This is a genomic window from Streptomyces sp. TP-A0874 (genome assembly GCF_001748085.1).
Classification (GTDB): Bacteria; Actinomycetota; Actinomycetes; order Streptomycetales; family Streptomycetaceae; genus Streptomyces.
The window spans coordinates 474,224-489,425 of sequence record NZ_BBZK01000007.1; the positions used below are offsets into that span (position 1 = coordinate 474,224).

Here is a 15,202-nt window from a genome sequence, read left to right on the forward strand (position 1 = left end):
GGTAGTAGATGGTCACCAGAATCCTCCCGGCCGTCGGGGACGCCGACGCCGCCCGCTCCGTCTCCACACTGCTCAGCCAGTTGCCGGACATCGAACCGGCGCAGCCGGTCGGTGACTCCACCGCGCTGCTCGACGCGTTGGCGAGGTTGGCCGAGGAGACGGTGGCGGACCTCCCCGAGGTCGTGCTGGTGCACGAGCGGATCGGTCCGACTCCGGCGCTGGAGCTGATCCGGGAGGTCGCGCTGCGCTTCCCGGCGGTCGGGGTGATTCTGATCACGGCGGACGCCAGCCCGGGGCTGTACTCCGCGGCGATGGACTCCGGCGCTCGCGGTCTGATCGGGCTGCCGCTCTCCTACGACGAACTGCTGACCCGGGTGCAGGCCGCCGCCTCCTGGGCGACCGGCGTCCGCCGCCACCTGGGCGCCGGCGGCGACGTCTTCAGCGGGCCGGGCGGCACGGCCGTCACCGTCACCGGGGTGAAGGGCGGGGTGGGCACCACCCTCCTCGCCGTGCAACTGGCGCTCGCCGCCAAGGCGTCCGGCAGAACCGCCGCCCTGATCGACATGGACCTGCTCGCCGGAGACGTCGCCGCCTACCTGGGCGTGCAGTTCCGCCGCTCCATCGCCGACCTGGCGAGCATCAACGACATCTCCCCGCGGGTGCTGCAGGACGCCGTCTTCAGCGATCCCAGCGGGATCGGGCTGCTCCTGGCACCGACCGAGGGCGAGCGGGGCGAGGAGGTCGACGACCGGGCCACCCGGCAGATCATCAGCGCCATGCGCTCCCGGTACGAGGTCGTGGTCATCGACACCGGCTGCCAGATGAACAGCGCCAACGCGGCGGCGGTCGAGATGGCCGACACCGCCGTCATGGTCACCACACCCGACGTCATCTCGGTCCGGGCCGCCAAACGCCTGGTGCGGATGTGGGACCGGCTGCAGATCCGCAAGGCGGAGGAGACTGTCAGCGTCATCAACCGCCACACCCGCAGCACCGAGATCCAGCCTCCGCTGGTCGAGCGGATCGTGGGCACCCGGGTGGCCCGCACCACCATTCCCTCCAACTACAAGGAACTGCAGCCGTCGATCGACGCCGGCCGGATGCAGGACCTGGACAGCCGGAGCACCGTCAAACAGGCGATGTGGGGGCTGGCCGGCGAACTCGGGCTGGTCGCGGTGCCGGAACCGGCACCGGGCAAGGGCGGCAAGGGCAAGGACAGCCAGTACAACGACCGCGGATCGGTCGGTGTCCGCCGCCGGCGCCGCGGTGACGAGGCACGGGCGCAGTGACGACCGCACCGCGCCGGGCGGCGCGACCGGACCGATGGGGGAAGTGAGAGGACCATGGGAGCCCTGAGGGCGAGAACGTGGAAGAGCCGTCTCATACGGCGACCGCGCGGCGCGTCGGACGAGGGACAGGTGTCGGTGGAGTTCCTCGGCATGCTGCCGATCATCCTGATCACCGTCGTTCTGCTCTGGCAGTGTGCGCTGGTCGGCTACACCTACTCACTGGCCGGCAACTCCGCCGACCAGGCGGCCCGTCAGGTCGCGACGACCGAAGCCTGGCAGTCCTGGCAGGGCCGCTGCGAGCAGGCCGCCAAGTCGGACCTCTCCGGTGCCTGGCAGCAGTCGGCGCAGGCCCGGTGCTGGAACGAACCCGGCCTGGTCAAGGCGAAGGTGGATCTTAAGGTTCCGGTGCTCTTCCCGGGCAGCATCAACTTCCCCTTCACGGTCACCGGCAATGCCGCTGTGGCGGCGGAGGGCTGAGCGATGAGACTGCGCAGGAAGCGTTCGGACCGCGGGCAGGTCGCCGTCGAGTACATCGGCATGCTGCCGATCCTCATCGTGATCGGCCTCGGGGTCATCCAGTTCGGCCTGGTGGCGTACACCATCCAGCAGGCCGCCTCCGCGTCACGGGCAGCCGCCCGCACCGCCAGCCACGACCATCCGGCGATCAGCTACGAGCAGGCCGGCCGGGGCGCGATGAGCGGCTGGCTCGCCGACCGGGCCAGCTTCACCCAGAGCACGGGGCCCTCATACGACGAGGTGAAGGTCACGGCGACGGTCAGGATTCCGTCGATCATCCCCGGGGTCGACTTCGGGGAGACCAAGCGGTCGACCACCATGCCGCGGGACTGAGCCGGACCGCCTCCGGCATTCACGACAAGGGGAGAGAAGGACATGAGCCTGAGGGCGCGGATCCACGCTCCTGAGGCCCCCAACGGGCAGCAGGAGGAGAACCACCTGGTCGCGGTCTACCGCGGCAAGCTGCTCGAGGAGATCGACCTCGCGGAGATGTCCGCGCTCTCCGCCGCCGAACGGCGCGCCAGGCTGGAACGCGTCCTGGGGCACATCATCAGCCGTGAGGGCCCGGTCCTCTCCACCCACGAACGCTCCATGCTCATCCGCCGGGTGGTGGACGAGGCGCTCGGTCTGGGCATTCTGGAGCCGCTCCTGGAGGACGCCTCCATCACCGAGATCATGGTGAACGGCCCCGACCAGATCTTCGTGGAGCGGGCCGGCCGGGTGGAGCTGCTCCCCATGCGGTTCGCCTCCAACGAGCAGCTGATGCAGACCATCGAGCGCATCGTCTCCACCGTCAACCGCCGGGTGGACGAGTCCAACCCGATGGTCGACGCACGGCTGCCCTCCGGGGAGCGGGTCAACGTCATCATCCCGCCGCTGGCACTCTCCGGTGCCACCCTCACCATCCGGCGCTTCCCCCGGGCCTACACCCTCCACGAGATGATCGGCCTCGGTTCGCTCGACGAGCAGATGCTGATCCTCCTCTCCGGCCTGGTACGGGCGAAGTTCAACGTGATCGTCTCCGGCGCCACCGGCTCCGGCAAGACCACCCTGCTCAACGCTCTCTCCGGGCTGATCCCGGAGGGCGAGCGCATCATCACCATCGAGGACTCGGCCGAACTCCAGCTGCAACAGCAGCATGTGATCACCCTGGAGAGCCGTCCGGCGAACGTGGAGGGCAAGGGCCAGATCACCATCCGCGACCTGGTCCGCAACTCACTGCGAATGCGCCCCGACCGGATCATCGTCGGTGAGGTCCGCGGCGGTGAGACCCTCGACATGCTCCAGGCGATGTCCACCGGCCACGACGGCTCGCTCGCGACCGTGCACGCCAACAACGCCGAGGACGCGCTGATGCGCCTGCAGACGCTCGCCTCGATGTCCGAGGTCGAGATCCCGTTCGTGGCCATCAAGGACCAGATCAACAGCGCCGTGGACGTCATCGTCCAGCTGAGCCGGAACGCCGACGGATCCCGCAAGATCAGCGAGATCGCGATCGTCGACTCGCACGGCCGCGAGGACTACCGGATCGTCTCCGTCTGCCGCTTCGAGGCCCAGCCGATCGCGGCGGACGGCAGGGTCTACGGCGAGTTCCGCTACTTCCCGCTGCCCAGACGCGTGGCCGAACGGCTCTACATGAAGAGCGAACCGATCCCGCAGGCCTTCGGCGTAGCCGGCTCCGAGAGCGATCTCGCGGTCCGCCAGGGCCACTAGCGCACCCCCGGACGCCGCACAGCCCCCGCCCCCGCCGAACAAGTAGAAAGCCTCCCTCCCCGACATGGACAATCTCGCGCTACTGACGATCGGTGGCACACTGCTGTGCTGTGTACTGGTGGTGATAGGCGTGCACGTCTACACCTCGGGCAGAGCCGAGCACGCCGCGCTCGTCGACCGGCTAGCCCAGACCGGGCAGGGGCGGCGGCGAGGCCGCCACCGGAACTTCCGCGGTGTGGACCGCAGGATCCGGAAGACCAAGTTCGGCCAGAAGCTCGAATTCCGGCTGGCCGCCACCGGCCTCGACCTCACGCCCGGCGAGTTCTTCGTCTACATGCTCGCCGTGGTGATCGGCATGTGGATGCTCGCAGCCAGCATGCTGGCGTCCTTCTTCGGGCCGATCGCCGCCCTCGTCGGGCTCTGGTCCACCTTCGCCTGGCTCAACTGGCAGCGGCAGAAGCGGACCGAGCGCTTCATCAACCAGCTGCCCGAACTCGCCCGGGTGCTCGCCAACGCCACCCAGGCCGGCCTCGCACTACGCACCGCCCTGGCGATGGCCGCCGACGAACTCGAGGCGCCGGCCGGTGAGGAACTGGCGAAGGTCTCGGACCGACTCGCGGTCGGCCACTCCATCGAGGACGCCCTCGGGGAGTTGGCCAAACGGCTGCCGTCCCGGGAACTGGTCGTCCTCGTGACGACGCTGGTCCTGTCCAACACGGCCGGTGGTTCGGTGGTGAGCTCACTGCGCAACCTCACCGAGACGCTCGAGGAGCGGAAGGAGACCCGGCGGGAGATCAAGACCCAGCTCTCGCAGGTCACCATGACCGCCTATATCGTCCCGGCCATGGCACTCGGCGCCATGCTCGTCATGGACAGCGTCTGGAGCGGTGCCCTGGACAAGATCACCGGCACGGGGCTGGGTCGGGTGATCATGCTCTTGGCGCTCGGCCTCTACGGCCTCGGGTTCTTCCTGGTCCGCCGGGTTTCCAAGATCGACGTCTGAGGGGACACACCATGGGACTCCTGCTCGCTCTCGCCGTCGGTATCTGCACGCTCGGCGCGTTCCACGGCATCCGGCTCTACCGTGCCGAGGTCAAGCTCCCCGGTGACCTGGCCGTCGCCCTGGAGGTCGGTTCCACCCGGACGAGTGCCGTCGGCTCCGGCATCGACCGACTGGGCATGCGCTACGCGCCGATGGTGCTCCGGATGATGGGCCCCCAGCGGGTCAACAACACCCGCAAGAAGATCGACATGGCGGGCAACCCCGGCGGTCTGACCATCGACCGCTACGCCGCCCGCCGCTTCGTCTACGGCGTGATGGGCGCACTCGGCGCGTTCGCCATGCTGGCGAACGGCCAGCCGCTCATCGCCCTGCTGATGCTCGCCTTCGGCTTCTTCTGGGTCGAGGTGGGCATCTGGTCGGCCATCCGGCAGCGGAAGGCCGACATCGAACGGACCCTGCCCGACTTCCTAGACGTCCTCGCCGTGGTGGTCTCCGCGGGCCTCGGATTCCGCCAGGCGCTGGACCGCACCGCCGAGAAGTACGAGGGGCCCTGGTCGGACGAACTGCGCATCACCCTCCGTCAGATGGACATGGGCGTCAGCCGCCGCCAGGCTTTCGAGGAACTGCGCAAGCGCAACGACTCCGAGCAGGTCGCCATGTTCGTCACCGCCCTCCAGCAGGGCGAGGAGCTCGGCGCGCCGATCGTCGAGACCCTGATCGCGATCGCCAACGACCTGCGTCGCACCGACGCTCAGATCGCCCGCCGCAAGGCCGCGCAGGCCGTGCCGAAGGCCACCTCCATCGTCACCATGGTTATGGTGCCGGCCACGATTCTGCTGATCGGCGCGGGCATGTTCCTCGGCAGCGACATCAGCCTGGGATGACGGCAGTAGCCCGCTGACAGCAGCGGTGGGCGGTGACACACCAATCGCAGACCGGTCGGAAGGAGGAAGCCAGGGCGATGGACCCGATGCTGGGCAACGTCTCGCCGCGGTCCGGCCGCATCGTATCCGGGCCCGGCCACGGACAACCCGGAGCACCCGGAGGGGAAGCCGCCGGCGAGCCGACCCTGCGGATACAACTGAGCGCACTCCAGGCGCTGTGCCGGCAGGTTCTCGGCTTCCGGCTCGCCATGATCGCCCTGGCCACTCCGTTCACCCTGACCGCCATCGAGCGCGGCTGGCCCACCCTGACCGTAGGCGCGGCGATCCTGTTCACCTTCATGGGCTCCTACCTGCTCTTCCGAGACTGGGAGCGGTTCGGCCCGCTGCTGCTCAAACACCCGGCGCTGCTCGGGGTGGACGCCTTCTTCGGTGCGCTGCTGCTGCTCACCGCCTCGCCGGTCAGTTCGGTGAGTTACGTGACCATGTGCACCCCGCTGCTGGCCGGAATGGTCTACGGATGGCGGGGCGCCGGCTTCTTCGCCTCTCTCACACTGCTCATCGTCGTCCTCGCCTACGCCGGCCACGGCATCGCCATCGACCTGTCGTCCAGCGGTCTGCTGCCCGGGGCGTGCGTGCTGGCCGGGGCCGTCGGCGTCACCCTGCGCAATCTGATGCTCCGTTTCGGAGCGGCCTCCCAGGCGCTCTGGGAGACCCGCTCCCGGCTGGCCGTCACCGAGGCCATCGACGGGGAGCGCGCGCGGCTGGCACGCGAGATGCACGATTCGGTGGCCAAGACCCTGCACGGGCTGGCCCTGGCCGCCGACGGGCTCGCCGGCTCCGCCGACCGGATGGAGCCGCTGACCGTGAAGCACCAGGCCGAACTGGTGGCCCGCTCCGCCCGCCGAGCGGCGAACGAGTCCCGGGAACTGCTCTCGGACCTGCGGCGGGAGTCCGGCATCGACGGAGGTGTGCGGATCACCGACGAGCTTCCCGCGATGGTGGAGGACTTCGGTCGCCGCACGGGTATCCGCGCCGTCTACCGGACACTGCCCGGGCCCGCCATACCGGCCGTTCCACAAGCCGTCGCACGTCAGTTGACCACCATCGTCTCCGAGGCGATGGAGAACGCCCACCGTCATGCGAACGCCGGGCAGGTCGAGGTGGTCATCGGTGTTCTCGACCATCTGCTGCGAGTCAGCGTCTTCGACGACGGAGCCGGCCTGCCGGCCGGTACCTCCCTGGAGAAGCTGAGGAAGGCGGGCCACTTCGGCCTCGTGGGCATGGTGGAGCGCGCCGCGGGTGTCGGCGCCCGGATAAGGATCGGCCGAGGCCGAGCCACTCGCGGTACCGAAGTCCGCCTCGACCTGCCGTTGAGCGCCGTGGCCCCGCCGGGGGAGGTGAGCGTGCCATCCCCACTGGAGAACGGCACCGGCCCGCCGGCCGCACACGGGGCGAGCCGGACCTAGCGCGTGCGACAGCCGCCGACCGCTCGCCCATGACCGACCAAGTTCTTCCCGTCGAACCGCTTCTTCCGAGAGGAGGCCGCATATGCCGGACGGTGATCCCCACAGCCCGGGGCAGCGGCATCTGGCGCCTACGGTTCCGCCCATCCAGCAGCCACCGACGGCCGAGCAGTCGCCTGCCGAATCCTCACCGTTCCCGGAACCGGTGGGGGCGCCGCCGCTCCGTGTCGTGGTCGTGGACGACAACCCCGTGGTCCGGGCCGGACTCTCCGCCCTGCTCTCCCACCGCACCGACATCGAGGTGGTGGCCGAAGCCGACAACGGACGCCAGGCCTACGAGGCGGCCGCACGGCACCGACCCGATGTCGTACTGCTGGACGTGCGGATGCCCGAGGTGGACGGCATCTCGGTGCTGCCGCACCTGGTCGGTATCGCCGCGGTGATGATGCTGACCTACAGCAGGGAGAGTGAGATCGTCCACGAGGCGCTGCGGTTGGGCGCCGGAGGATACCTGGTGCACGGTGAGTTCACCGCAGACCAACTCGTGCAGGCGGTACGGGACATCAAGGAAGGCCGAGCCCACTTCACGGCCACCGCGTCCAACGCGCTCATCGCGCACATGCGCGGCGGCTCCGCGGCCCAGCAACTCCCCGAGGGTCTGGGCGCGGCCTTCAGCGGGGGGCGGACCCTGCCCGGCGTCCCGGAGCAGGCTCGTTCCAGCCAGCACATCTCTCCGCCGAGTGGGCAGCAAGTGCTCCCCGGGCACCCGGACACATTCGTGCCCTCTGTATCGGAATCGTCGCAGCCGCGACAGAATCCGCCGCCACCCGTGCCGAACCTGGCAGAGTCGGGGTACAGGCAGACATCGGCCGAGGACGTACGGAAACAGTACGGACTCAGCTCTCGAGAGGTGGAGGTGATGGAGTTGATCGCCGCCGGCATGACGAATCAACAGATCGCCGCCACCTGCTTCATCAGTGAGAAAACAGTGAAGAACCACATCAACCGGATCTTCGCGAAGCTCCATGCGTCAGCGCGGAGCGAGGCCATCGCGGTATGGCTCGGCACAGCGCGTGGCGATCAGCCGGGAACCGGGAGGGGGATGATCGGGCATGGCTGAAACGGGGGGCGGGCTCCGAAGAGGGCGCAGGCAGAAGAGGCCCAGCGGGGCCCAACCGCGGCTTTGGGTCCTGGGTTGGGTCCGTGGACCCATGTGCGAGGGGGGGCCTTCGGCGTACGTTTCTCATGTCGCCAGCGAGACCGGCCAGGAGGAAGCCGGAAGCGCGGGGGGCAGGGAAACTCGCGCATCGGCCGAGCAGAGGCTGGCGCTGGAATACGGAGGGGAACAGCATGAACGACCTGATTCTGAAGCGCGCAGTAGACACTCAGATCGTCTGCCGCAACTGGCGGGACACCACGATCGAGCGGATGTTCGGTCGGGAGCGTTCCAAGGGACAGACCGCGGTCGAGTACATCGGCATGATCGTGGTGGTTGTCGCGATCATGGGTGCGATCGCCGGCTTCACGGACATCGGCGACACGATCAAGAACAAGATCAAGTCTGCCGTCAACAGCATCTCCACCGGCGATTGATGACGCGGAACCGCGACTCAGGGCAGGCTCTCCCCATCTACATCACGGTGGTGGCGAGCCTGCTCTTTCTCGCGTTGGCGTTTCTTGTGGTCGGTCAGGCGGGTGCCGCTCGCAACGGCGCTCAGTCGGCGGCTGACGCCGCGGCACTGGCCGCAGCCCAGAACGCCAGGGACCAACTGCGTGGTGGCCTCATCAACTCTCTCCTTGAGCCAGGAAACTGGAAGGACCTCATCGAGGGGAGGAAGTTCGGTACCTACAGCGCGTGTCTGGACGCCGGGCGTTTCGCGGCCCAGAACAAGTCCGAGGTAGTGCCGGGGGGATGCGAGCGGCTTACTGGGTGGCGCAACGGTTTCACCGTTAAGGTGAAGACCCAGCAGCCGCTGGGCAAGACGGTCATACCCGGTACCGAGAGCAAGCACATGACGGCTGAGGCCACTGCGGTCATCGAGCCCAAGTGCACTTTCAAACCGGACGAGGGAGATGACAGTCCCGAGCCGCCCCCTGGTGAGGGGGACGAGGACGAGGAACCGAAGCAGCTCAAGCTCAAGTGCGATGGCCGGGACTGGTCCATCGACCCCGAGAACTTCGATTTCTTCCCCGATGCCGCCGACCTGTTCAGCGTACGGCTCTCCAACTGACCACCGACACCGCGAAGACGAGCAGAGGATCAGCACTGATGAGTATGCGGCAGATCTCCCGGGTGCGCCGGGCCGCAGCGGCTGCGACTGTGGCCGCAGCCCTGGCCTTCACGCTATCGGCCTGCGGAGGAGACGAGCCCGAGGCACAAGAGAAGCCCACTTCCTCCGGCCAGTCCGGCACGCAGAACGATGGCAAACAGGACAAGGCCGATCAGCCGGACGACAGCCAGGTGATCGCCACGCTCAAGGGTCAGGCGGGCATCGTTCTCGACATCACCTCCGCTACCCGTGACTCCGGGGGTTTCGTCACGGTGAACGGGATTCTCAAGAACAACGCGGATAAGGACTTCACCGATACGTCTCAGTGGACAGGGCCAGAGCTCGCCATGAAGCAAGCAGCCGGTGACTCTCTCGGTGGCGCCACCCTCGTCGACAAGAACGAAAAGAAGCGCTACTACACCCTGCGGGACACCGAAAACCGCCCGCTGGCCAGCATGGGACTCGGCATCGTAGAGGCCAACTCCGAGCAGAGGGTCTTCATGCAGTTCCCCGCCCCGCCGGCCAAGACCAGTGAGGTGGATCTCCAGATCCCCACCTTCCAGTCGGCCATCCTCAAGCTCGCGGACCGGTGACCATGAAGACCGTCCGGAAGCAAGGAACCGTACTCCTGGTCTCCGCTGCCCTCGTGTCGGGTGTGACCTTCGTGGCGGCCCCGTCGGCCTTCGCTGATGACCTGTCACCCGCCCCCTCCGTCTTCGAGGGCAAGATCGACGCCGGTGACCCCGACCTGAAGCTCCCGGAGGGCGGTTCGCTCGCCGAGCCGAAGGTGCTTGAGATCAAGCAGGTGGTCGGTGACGAAAGCGGTGACGAGCGCCGTAACGACTCCAACTCCGAGGTGAAGTTCCAGCTCCAGGCCGAGGTGCTCTTCGGCAAGGACAGCTCTAAGCTGTCCGGTGCCGCGGACTCGCGGATCAAGGAGATTGCTGAGGAGATCAAGAAGCAGGACGCGCAGAAGGTGCGGGTCTTCGGCTTCACCGACAACCTCGGCTCCTCCGCCCATGGCGACGTCCTGTCCAAGGAACGGGCCCAGGCCGTCCACAAGAAGCTCGTCAAGCACCTCAGCTCGGACATCAATTTCGAGATCCGGGGATATGGCGAGCAGTACCCGGTGGCGGACAACGACACCGAAGAGGGACGCAAACTCAACCGTCGGGTCGAGGTGTCCTTCGAGCGCAACGACTCCGGCCCGCAGGCCTGAGTCAGAGCATCGCTTTCCATCCGAGCCGGTCTGGGACTTCCCGGATCGGCTCGGGTCGGTTGTTGACTCCTGTGATGACCTGGAAGGTCGACGGGTGCAGTCGGTATCGAGGGGGCACTTGTGAGGATTCGGCGAACGACCCGCTGTCTGGCCGCCGTCACGGCCGTGCTGGCCATGGGGTTCACGGCCGCGTGTAGCGGGGCGGACGACGACGGCAAGGCGAAGGGATCCGACAGCGCGCCGGATTCCGGTGGCGGGAAGGGGGCGACGCCCGGACAGGGCGGTGAGAAGGATGCCAGGACTCTGTCCAAGAAGGAGCTGGACAAGGTCGCGCTGGCAACCGCCGATGTCAAGGGATACCTCGTCACCACCCCGCCGCCGGAAGACGTCGCGGGGACCCACGAGGAGAAGGCGGACCGGGCGGAGTGCCAACCGATCGCGTCAGTGATCGGTGGTGTCCAGGAGCCGAAGCCGACCGACACCGTCTACCGCAGTCTGGCACCGCAGAAGCAGGGCGATCTGGGCCTGGTGCTCTTCGAGATCGTCTCGGCTTACGAGGCCTCGGACGCGGTGAAGACCATGGCCGACCTGAAGAAGGCGGTCGGCACCTGTGAGCGCGGGTTCACCACCACGACGGGCAGCGGCGCGGAGGAGACGAAGTACACGAAGGTCGAGGAGTCCATCGCACCGGCGGTCGGGCAGGACAGCGTGAGCTACACGGTCACCGGTGAACTCCTTGAGGACGAGGTGCCGTTGGCGTTCACCATGTTCCGTTCCGGGTCTACGATCTTCACTTTCTACTCCATGAACGTCATGGAGTCGACGAAGACCGAGGTCCCCGAATCCGTGGTCGTGGCCCAGGCGGAGAAGCTGAAGTAAGCCGTGGTCCAGAAAGCGAGCACCGCACCCCGGAGGTGCGGGCGACGGGGATGACCCGGGTGACGGGGGCACATCCTCGAATGATGAGTTGAACGCCCCAACCAGGAGGGGCGTCGCAGAGGGAGAGTCCCGTACGGGGCTCTCCCTCTGCGTTGTGATGGGTGGTCGGCGAGGCGCCGGAGAGTACTCGGCGCCTCGCCGACCTCAGAGCGTCCATCCGGTACAGCGGCGGCTGCCGGCCGTGCACCGTTCCTGTTCCCACCCCGCTATCGGACATTTTGGGTCCACGGGCCCATGTGCATACGAAGCGATCTCGTTACTGTGCGCGTATAACGGAATTTGGGGGGGTTCTGCTGTGTCCGGACTCTTACGGTCGCGTGGTGGTCGTTCGGTGATGCCGCCTGCGGTGGCGGGTGCTCAGTTCGTACTGCTGCTGATGAGCGGTCTGTGGATACCGGTCGCCGTAGGGGCCGGGCGTGCCGGGTGGGGGACGGCTCTCGCGCTGCTGCCGGTGGTCGGTGTCGCGGTGCTGGCGGGCAGCCTGCGCTCAGCAGGCCTACCGGTCCGGTGGGCGCTGTGGGGATTCCAGTGCTGGTTGTTCCTCCAGGCCCTCGATGCCGTACGCGCCGGCCTCTGGTGGGGTGGCGCGCTGCTGGTGCTGCCGCCTCTGGCAGGGGCTCTGCTGCTGAGGCCGGCGGCCCGAGAGTGGTTCGCGCTGCCGCTTGGGTTACGGGCGAGGCCGTCGGGGGTGTCGCCGGCCAGGATGTTCCGGGTGCGGATCGGGGACTCGGGGCAGACCTCGACCGAGTACGTCGGCCTGGTCGTGGTGGTGGTCGCGATCGTCGGGGCCCTGGTGGCGACCGGGGTGGGCACCGAACTCGGTGGCCACATCAAGTCGGGGATCTGCCGGGCGGTCGGCGGAGAGAGCTGCGGTGGCGGGGACGCGAAGACCACGGCCGACGGCGGTGGCGGATCCAATGCCGGCACGGCCGGTTCGCCGAACGAAACCGACGAGCCGACCCAGGAGGAGAAGGACTACGAGGAGGCCAAGAAACTCCTGGAGCAGGCCCAGAAGGACCTGGACTCGGACAAGGAGAAGGCCGAGAAGGCCGCCAAGGAGCTGGCGAAGATCCTCGCCGACGAGCTGGGGATCACCGACGCTCTGGACTGCATCACCAAAGGTGACGCCGCAGCGTGCGGGGAGACCCTGGTCAACGTGCTGGCGAGCCTGGTCGGGGGAGCCGCGGGGAAACTGGCCGCGAAGTACGGGGCCCCGTGGAAATGGAAGAAAGCCGCCGCGCTGATCAAGGCGCTGAAAAAGCACGGCGGAGACGTCATCGGTGGCGTCAAGGGAATCCTCAAGAACTCCAAGAAGGTGAAGGCGGCCGAGAAGAAGCTCGCCGAACTGGAGAAGAAGCTTCCCAAACGCAGGAAGGAGCCGACCGGGGTGGGGAACCCGGACGCTCCCAAACCCCTCGGCCGGGGATCGACCGGGCGTACCGAGCCGAAGAACCTGACCGAACAGATCGCGATGAAGGAAGCCCAGTCCAATCCCGCGGCCGGAAAGAAAGTCCCGCTGAAGAAGGGGATGACGGACTCGCGTTGGCCGGGGGACGAGGGCTGGCAGAAGATGACCCAGAACGTCAACGGGGTCGAGATCCACTACGTGTACAATCCCAAGACCGGCCAGGTGGATGACTACAAGTTCAAGTAGCGGACGGAAATTCGGGTGATCCTGAGATACCGCGAGGGCGGCGACGGCTCTCTCACTGTGGCGAGGGAATACGAGGCTTTCGGACTCTCTCAGTACAGTGGGCGGTTCCACGCACTCGTCCGGGACGACCACGCCCTCCCCAACTGGGTGCCGCTGGCCGACTGCTCGGTAGTGGATCCGGCCGTCCCCGCCGACTGGCTGATCGACAGCATCGGTCCGGAGGACGGCGGACTGCAGGTCCTGATCGGCTACCCGGAACTGGTCGACGATCCGGACCACTACGACGCCCTGCTGGAGCGTGAGCCGGCGGCCCTGCAGACGTTCTCGCGGCGGACGCTGGGGTCGGGGGCCCCGTTCGTGGTTCCGGAGGCCGACGCCTTCCTCGACGACTTCGGCGTCGAGCCGATGCCGCTCGACGATGACGGCCTGCGGTGCTCGGTGGAGATCGAGGGCGCCGCGGAGGACATCGTGGCCCTTGAGTGGGACCGGGTGCGGCGCACTGCCCACTGCCGTTGGACGCGGGGCGGCGCTGTGCTTCTTGAGCTGAGTAGGGACGGGGCCTTCGAGTTGGCCGTCCGCTCGGGCGGCGGTGAGTCCGGCGTGCTGCTCCGGTACCGCTCGGGCGGCGCCGTCCACGAACTCTCCGTCCGGGTCTTCCCCGAGGTCCGCGTCGAGGACGCGCCCGCCCAAGCCTGAGCCCCGGCCACCTGTAGGGCAGTCGCTTGCGACGGGCTCCGCCGGTCGCCTGCCGGAAAACGACCGAAAGAAAGCGCGCCGGAGCCTTCCTGCCTCGGCCCCGAGGCTCCGGACGGACCGTCCAGGAGCGGGCCGCCGTGGGCCGGCCGTGCTCCGCCCCGGCTGTGCCAGGGCCCAACACGCCTGCTCCGCAGACCCATTGAAAGGTGGGCCCGGGGTTGGGTCCGTGGACCCATGAGCTGGGCGGACGCTCCCTCTAGCATCCCTGGAAAGCTCAACGGACGGGAGCGGAAGAGATGGGCAGGCGCGGTTACCTCTCGGTGGCGGTGCTCCTGCTCGCGTCGCTCCCCCTCACCGCCTGCGGTGAGGGGGCCGGTGCCGACCGGTCAGGAGGCTGGAAGGCCTTGGAGACCGCTCAGCTCTCCCTCTTCTATCCGGCGAGTTGGAAGGCGCTTCCGAAGCGAGAACGCGGCGATGGCGTGAACGCTGCCGCGTCACTCACCAAGGACGGACGGGAGGTCGCGAAGGTAGGTGTACAACTGCGGTTCATCAGCCGTGGCGATGCCGAACTCGCGGTGGGCGCGGCCAGCGCGGCCATCGAGTTCCACGGCCGCATCGAGGGCCGGTGGAGGATCGACGTTCCGGGTGCGGAGGAAGCCCAGCGGGTGGACTACGTCCGGATCGGTGACGGGGCGCCGGGGAAGGCGCCCGACGGAGCGGCGATCAACGGTATCGACGTCGTCGGAGTGGACGCGGAGGCACAACCGTTCCTCGTCCGGATCAACGCCACCAGCGAAGGGGCGGACCGCTCCGAACTGGAGCGGATCGCCGGAAGCGTCGAGCTGAAGGCCGGCGGTTGACGGCGGGATGCGGGGCGCGGCTGACCACCGCGACCCGGGGAGCATCCCCCGGCAGTCCTCCGGCCCGGAAGGACCGCTATGACCAGCGGCCCCTCCGAGACCGAGAGCACCGGACGGATGGACGCCAGGAACGGAGTCGAGAGCCGCACTGCGGATAGTTCGCGGTGCGCACCGGACACACCCGGCGGCTGGGTCGTCAGGACGCCAGGCCGGCCAGGGTGGTAGAGGACCGTCGCGGGGGGACGGTCCTCTACGTGTGCCCCGGAGGCGGCCGATCGACGGTTCCGGTGCCGTCGGCCACATCCAGGGCAGACCCGGGGCCGGTCTCCCAACCGGGCCGAGGCGGGCCGTCGGGTCGCCGCTCTCCGAGGACCGGGGAGCGGTAGCGGGATCAGGGAGCGTTAGCGAAGGACGGGGCATGGTACGGGGCGAGGCTAAGGCGGCGCGGTGCGGGCCGGTGGTGGACCGCGGTCGACCACGGCGGGACGTCCGCCGGCGCTGCGATCCGGGGTGCCGGGCGTCGCCGCCCAGTCCGCCCGGTGCCGGACACGGCGCCGACGGCCGGCTCCGAACCGCAGCCCTCCGCTGCCGGACCGAGGGCTGTGACGACCACCGCCCCCCCACCGCGCCGTGGAAACCGACCAGACCGCCCCGCCGTGCTGGTGCCCCTGCCCAGGGGCGCCTCCCCCGGACACC

General features: G+C 68.3%; 16 protein-coding genes. All 16 read left to right on the forward strand.

Going from position 1 to position 15,202, the window contains the following annotated elements; translation table 11 throughout:
• Positions 1-8 precede the first annotated feature (8 nt).
• A complete protein-coding gene (locus BGP73_RS14410) occupies positions 9-1,289 on the forward strand; it encodes an AAA family ATPase (protein ID WP_069814732.1) in 1,281 nt (426 codons plus the stop codon).
• A gap of 129 nt (positions 1,290-1,418) precedes the next feature.
• The gene (locus BGP73_RS14415; protein WP_244501194.1) at positions 1,419-1,766 is read left to right on the forward strand and encodes a TadE family protein; all 348 of its coding nucleotides are present in this window, start codon (positions 1,419-1,421) and stop codon (positions 1,764-1,766) included.
• Positions 1,767-1,769: 3 nt separating this feature from the next.
• Positions 1,770-2,138 carry a TadE family protein gene (locus BGP73_RS14420; protein WP_069814737.1) on the forward strand — a complete coding sequence of 123 codons (369 nt, stop codon included), beginning with the start codon at positions 1,770-1,772 and terminating at the stop codon, positions 2,136-2,138.
• Between the two features lie 42 nt (positions 2,139-2,180).
• Complete coding sequence (locus tag BGP73_RS14425) at positions 2,181-3,518, forward strand: CpaF family protein (RefSeq protein WP_069814740.1); 1,338 nt, start codon at positions 2,181-2,183, stop codon at positions 3,516-3,518.
• A 64-nt stretch (positions 3,519-3,582) separates the two neighbouring features.
• Entirely contained in the window at positions 3,583-4,521 is a 939-nt protein-coding gene (locus BGP73_RS14430) for a type II secretion system F family protein (RefSeq protein ID WP_069814742.1), read from the forward strand.
• Between the two features lie 11 nt (positions 4,522-4,532).
• The gene (locus BGP73_RS14435; protein WP_069814743.1) at positions 4,533-5,405 is read left to right on the forward strand and encodes a DUF5936 domain-containing protein; all 873 of its coding nucleotides are present in this window, start codon (positions 4,533-4,535) and stop codon (positions 5,403-5,405) included.
• A 77-nt stretch (positions 5,406-5,482) separates the two neighbouring features.
• Positions 5,483-6,871 carry a sensor histidine kinase gene (locus BGP73_RS14440; protein WP_244501195.1) on the forward strand — a complete coding sequence of 463 codons (1,389 nt, stop codon included), beginning with the start codon at positions 5,483-5,485 and terminating at the stop codon, positions 6,869-6,871.
• 82 nt (positions 6,872-6,953) lie between these two features.
• On the forward strand, positions 6,954-7,988 hold the full coding sequence (locus BGP73_RS14445) for a response regulator transcription factor (RefSeq protein WP_069814745.1): 1,035 nt from the start codon (positions 6,954-6,956) through the stop codon (positions 7,986-7,988).
• A gap of 230 nt (positions 7,989-8,218) precedes the next feature.
• Entirely contained in the window at positions 8,219-8,461 is a 243-nt protein-coding gene (locus BGP73_RS14450; RefSeq protein WP_069814747.1) for a Flp family type IVb pilin, read from the forward strand.
• Positions 8,461-9,099 (forward strand): pilus assembly protein TadG-related protein, encoded by a 639-nt coding sequence (locus BGP73_RS14455; protein WP_170837838.1) that lies wholly within the window; start codon positions 8,461-8,463, stop codon positions 9,097-9,099. The genes BGP73_RS14450 and BGP73_RS14455 overlap by 1 nt, the downstream gene beginning before the upstream one ends.
• A 38-nt stretch (positions 9,100-9,137) precedes the next feature.
• Positions 9,138-9,731, forward strand: coding sequence for a hypothetical protein (locus BGP73_RS14460; RefSeq protein ID WP_069814751.1), 594 nt, complete (start codon positions 9,138-9,140; stop codon positions 9,729-9,731).
• A gap of 2 nt (positions 9,732-9,733) precedes the next feature.
• The gene (locus tag BGP73_RS14465) at positions 9,734-10,357 is read left to right on the forward strand and encodes an OmpA family protein (protein ID WP_069814753.1); all 624 of its coding nucleotides are present in this window, start codon (positions 9,734-9,736) and stop codon (positions 10,355-10,357) included.
• A gap of 120 nt (positions 10,358-10,477) precedes the next feature.
• Positions 10,478-11,236: a hypothetical protein gene (locus tag BGP73_RS14470; protein WP_139134569.1), complete on the forward strand. Its 759-nt coding sequence runs from the start codon at positions 10,478-10,480 to the stop codon at positions 11,234-11,236.
• A 406-nt stretch (positions 11,237-11,642) separates the two neighbouring features.
• The gene (locus tag BGP73_RS23325; protein ID WP_069814757.1) at positions 11,643-12,950 is read left to right on the forward strand and encodes a hypothetical protein; all 1,308 of its coding nucleotides are present in this window, start codon (positions 11,643-11,645) and stop codon (positions 12,948-12,950) included.
• A gap of 15 nt (positions 12,951-12,965) precedes the next feature.
• A complete protein-coding gene (locus tag BGP73_RS14480) occupies positions 12,966-13,646 on the forward strand; it encodes a hypothetical protein (protein WP_069814759.1) in 681 nt (226 codons plus the stop codon).
• A 296-nt stretch (positions 13,647-13,942) separates the two neighbouring features.
• A complete protein-coding gene (locus BGP73_RS14485) occupies positions 13,943-14,506 on the forward strand; it encodes a hypothetical protein (RefSeq protein ID WP_069814761.1) in 564 nt (187 codons plus the stop codon).
• The last annotated feature ends 696 nt before the right edge of the window (positions 14,507-15,202 follow it).

What these genes read in the sequence shown, in the direction of transcription:
- BGP73_RS14410 (WP_069814732.1), top strand. Translation starts at nt 9, where the DNA reads ATGGTCACCAGAATCCTCCCGGCCGTCGGGGACGCCGACGCCGCCCGC.
- BGP73_RS14420 (WP_069814737.1), top strand. Translation starts at nt 1,770, where the DNA reads ATGAGACTGCGCAGGAAGCGTTCGGACCGCGGGCAGGTCGCCGTCGAG.
- BGP73_RS14425 (WP_069814740.1), top strand. Translation starts at nt 2,181, where the DNA reads ATGAGCCTGAGGGCGCGGATCCACGCTCCTGAGGCCCCCAACGGGCAG.
- BGP73_RS14430 (WP_069814742.1), top strand. Translation starts at nt 3,583, where the DNA reads ATGGACAATCTCGCGCTACTGACGATCGGTGGCACACTGCTGTGCTGT.
- BGP73_RS14435 (WP_069814743.1), top strand. Translation starts at nt 4,533, where the DNA reads ATGGGACTCCTGCTCGCTCTCGCCGTCGGTATCTGCACGCTCGGCGCG.
- BGP73_RS14440 (WP_244501195.1), top strand. Translation starts at nt 5,483, where the DNA reads ATGGACCCGATGCTGGGCAACGTCTCGCCGCGGTCCGGCCGCATCGTA.
- BGP73_RS14445 (WP_069814745.1), top strand. Translation starts at nt 6,954, where the DNA reads ATGCCGGACGGTGATCCCCACAGCCCGGGGCAGCGGCATCTGGCGCCT.
- BGP73_RS14450 (WP_069814747.1), top strand. Translation starts at nt 8,219, where the DNA reads ATGAACGACCTGATTCTGAAGCGCGCAGTAGACACTCAGATCGTCTGC.
- BGP73_RS14455 (WP_170837838.1), top strand. Translation starts at nt 8,461, where the DNA reads ATGACGCGGAACCGCGACTCAGGGCAGGCTCTCCCCATCTACATCACG.
- BGP73_RS14460 (WP_069814751.1), top strand. Translation starts at nt 9,138, where the DNA reads ATGAGTATGCGGCAGATCTCCCGGGTGCGCCGGGCCGCAGCGGCTGCG.
- BGP73_RS14465 (WP_069814753.1), top strand. Translation starts at nt 9,734, where the DNA reads ATGAAGACCGTCCGGAAGCAAGGAACCGTACTCCTGGTCTCCGCTGCC.
- BGP73_RS14485 (WP_069814761.1), top strand. Translation starts at nt 13,943, where the DNA reads ATGGGCAGGCGCGGTTACCTCTCGGTGGCGGTGCTCCTGCTCGCGTCG.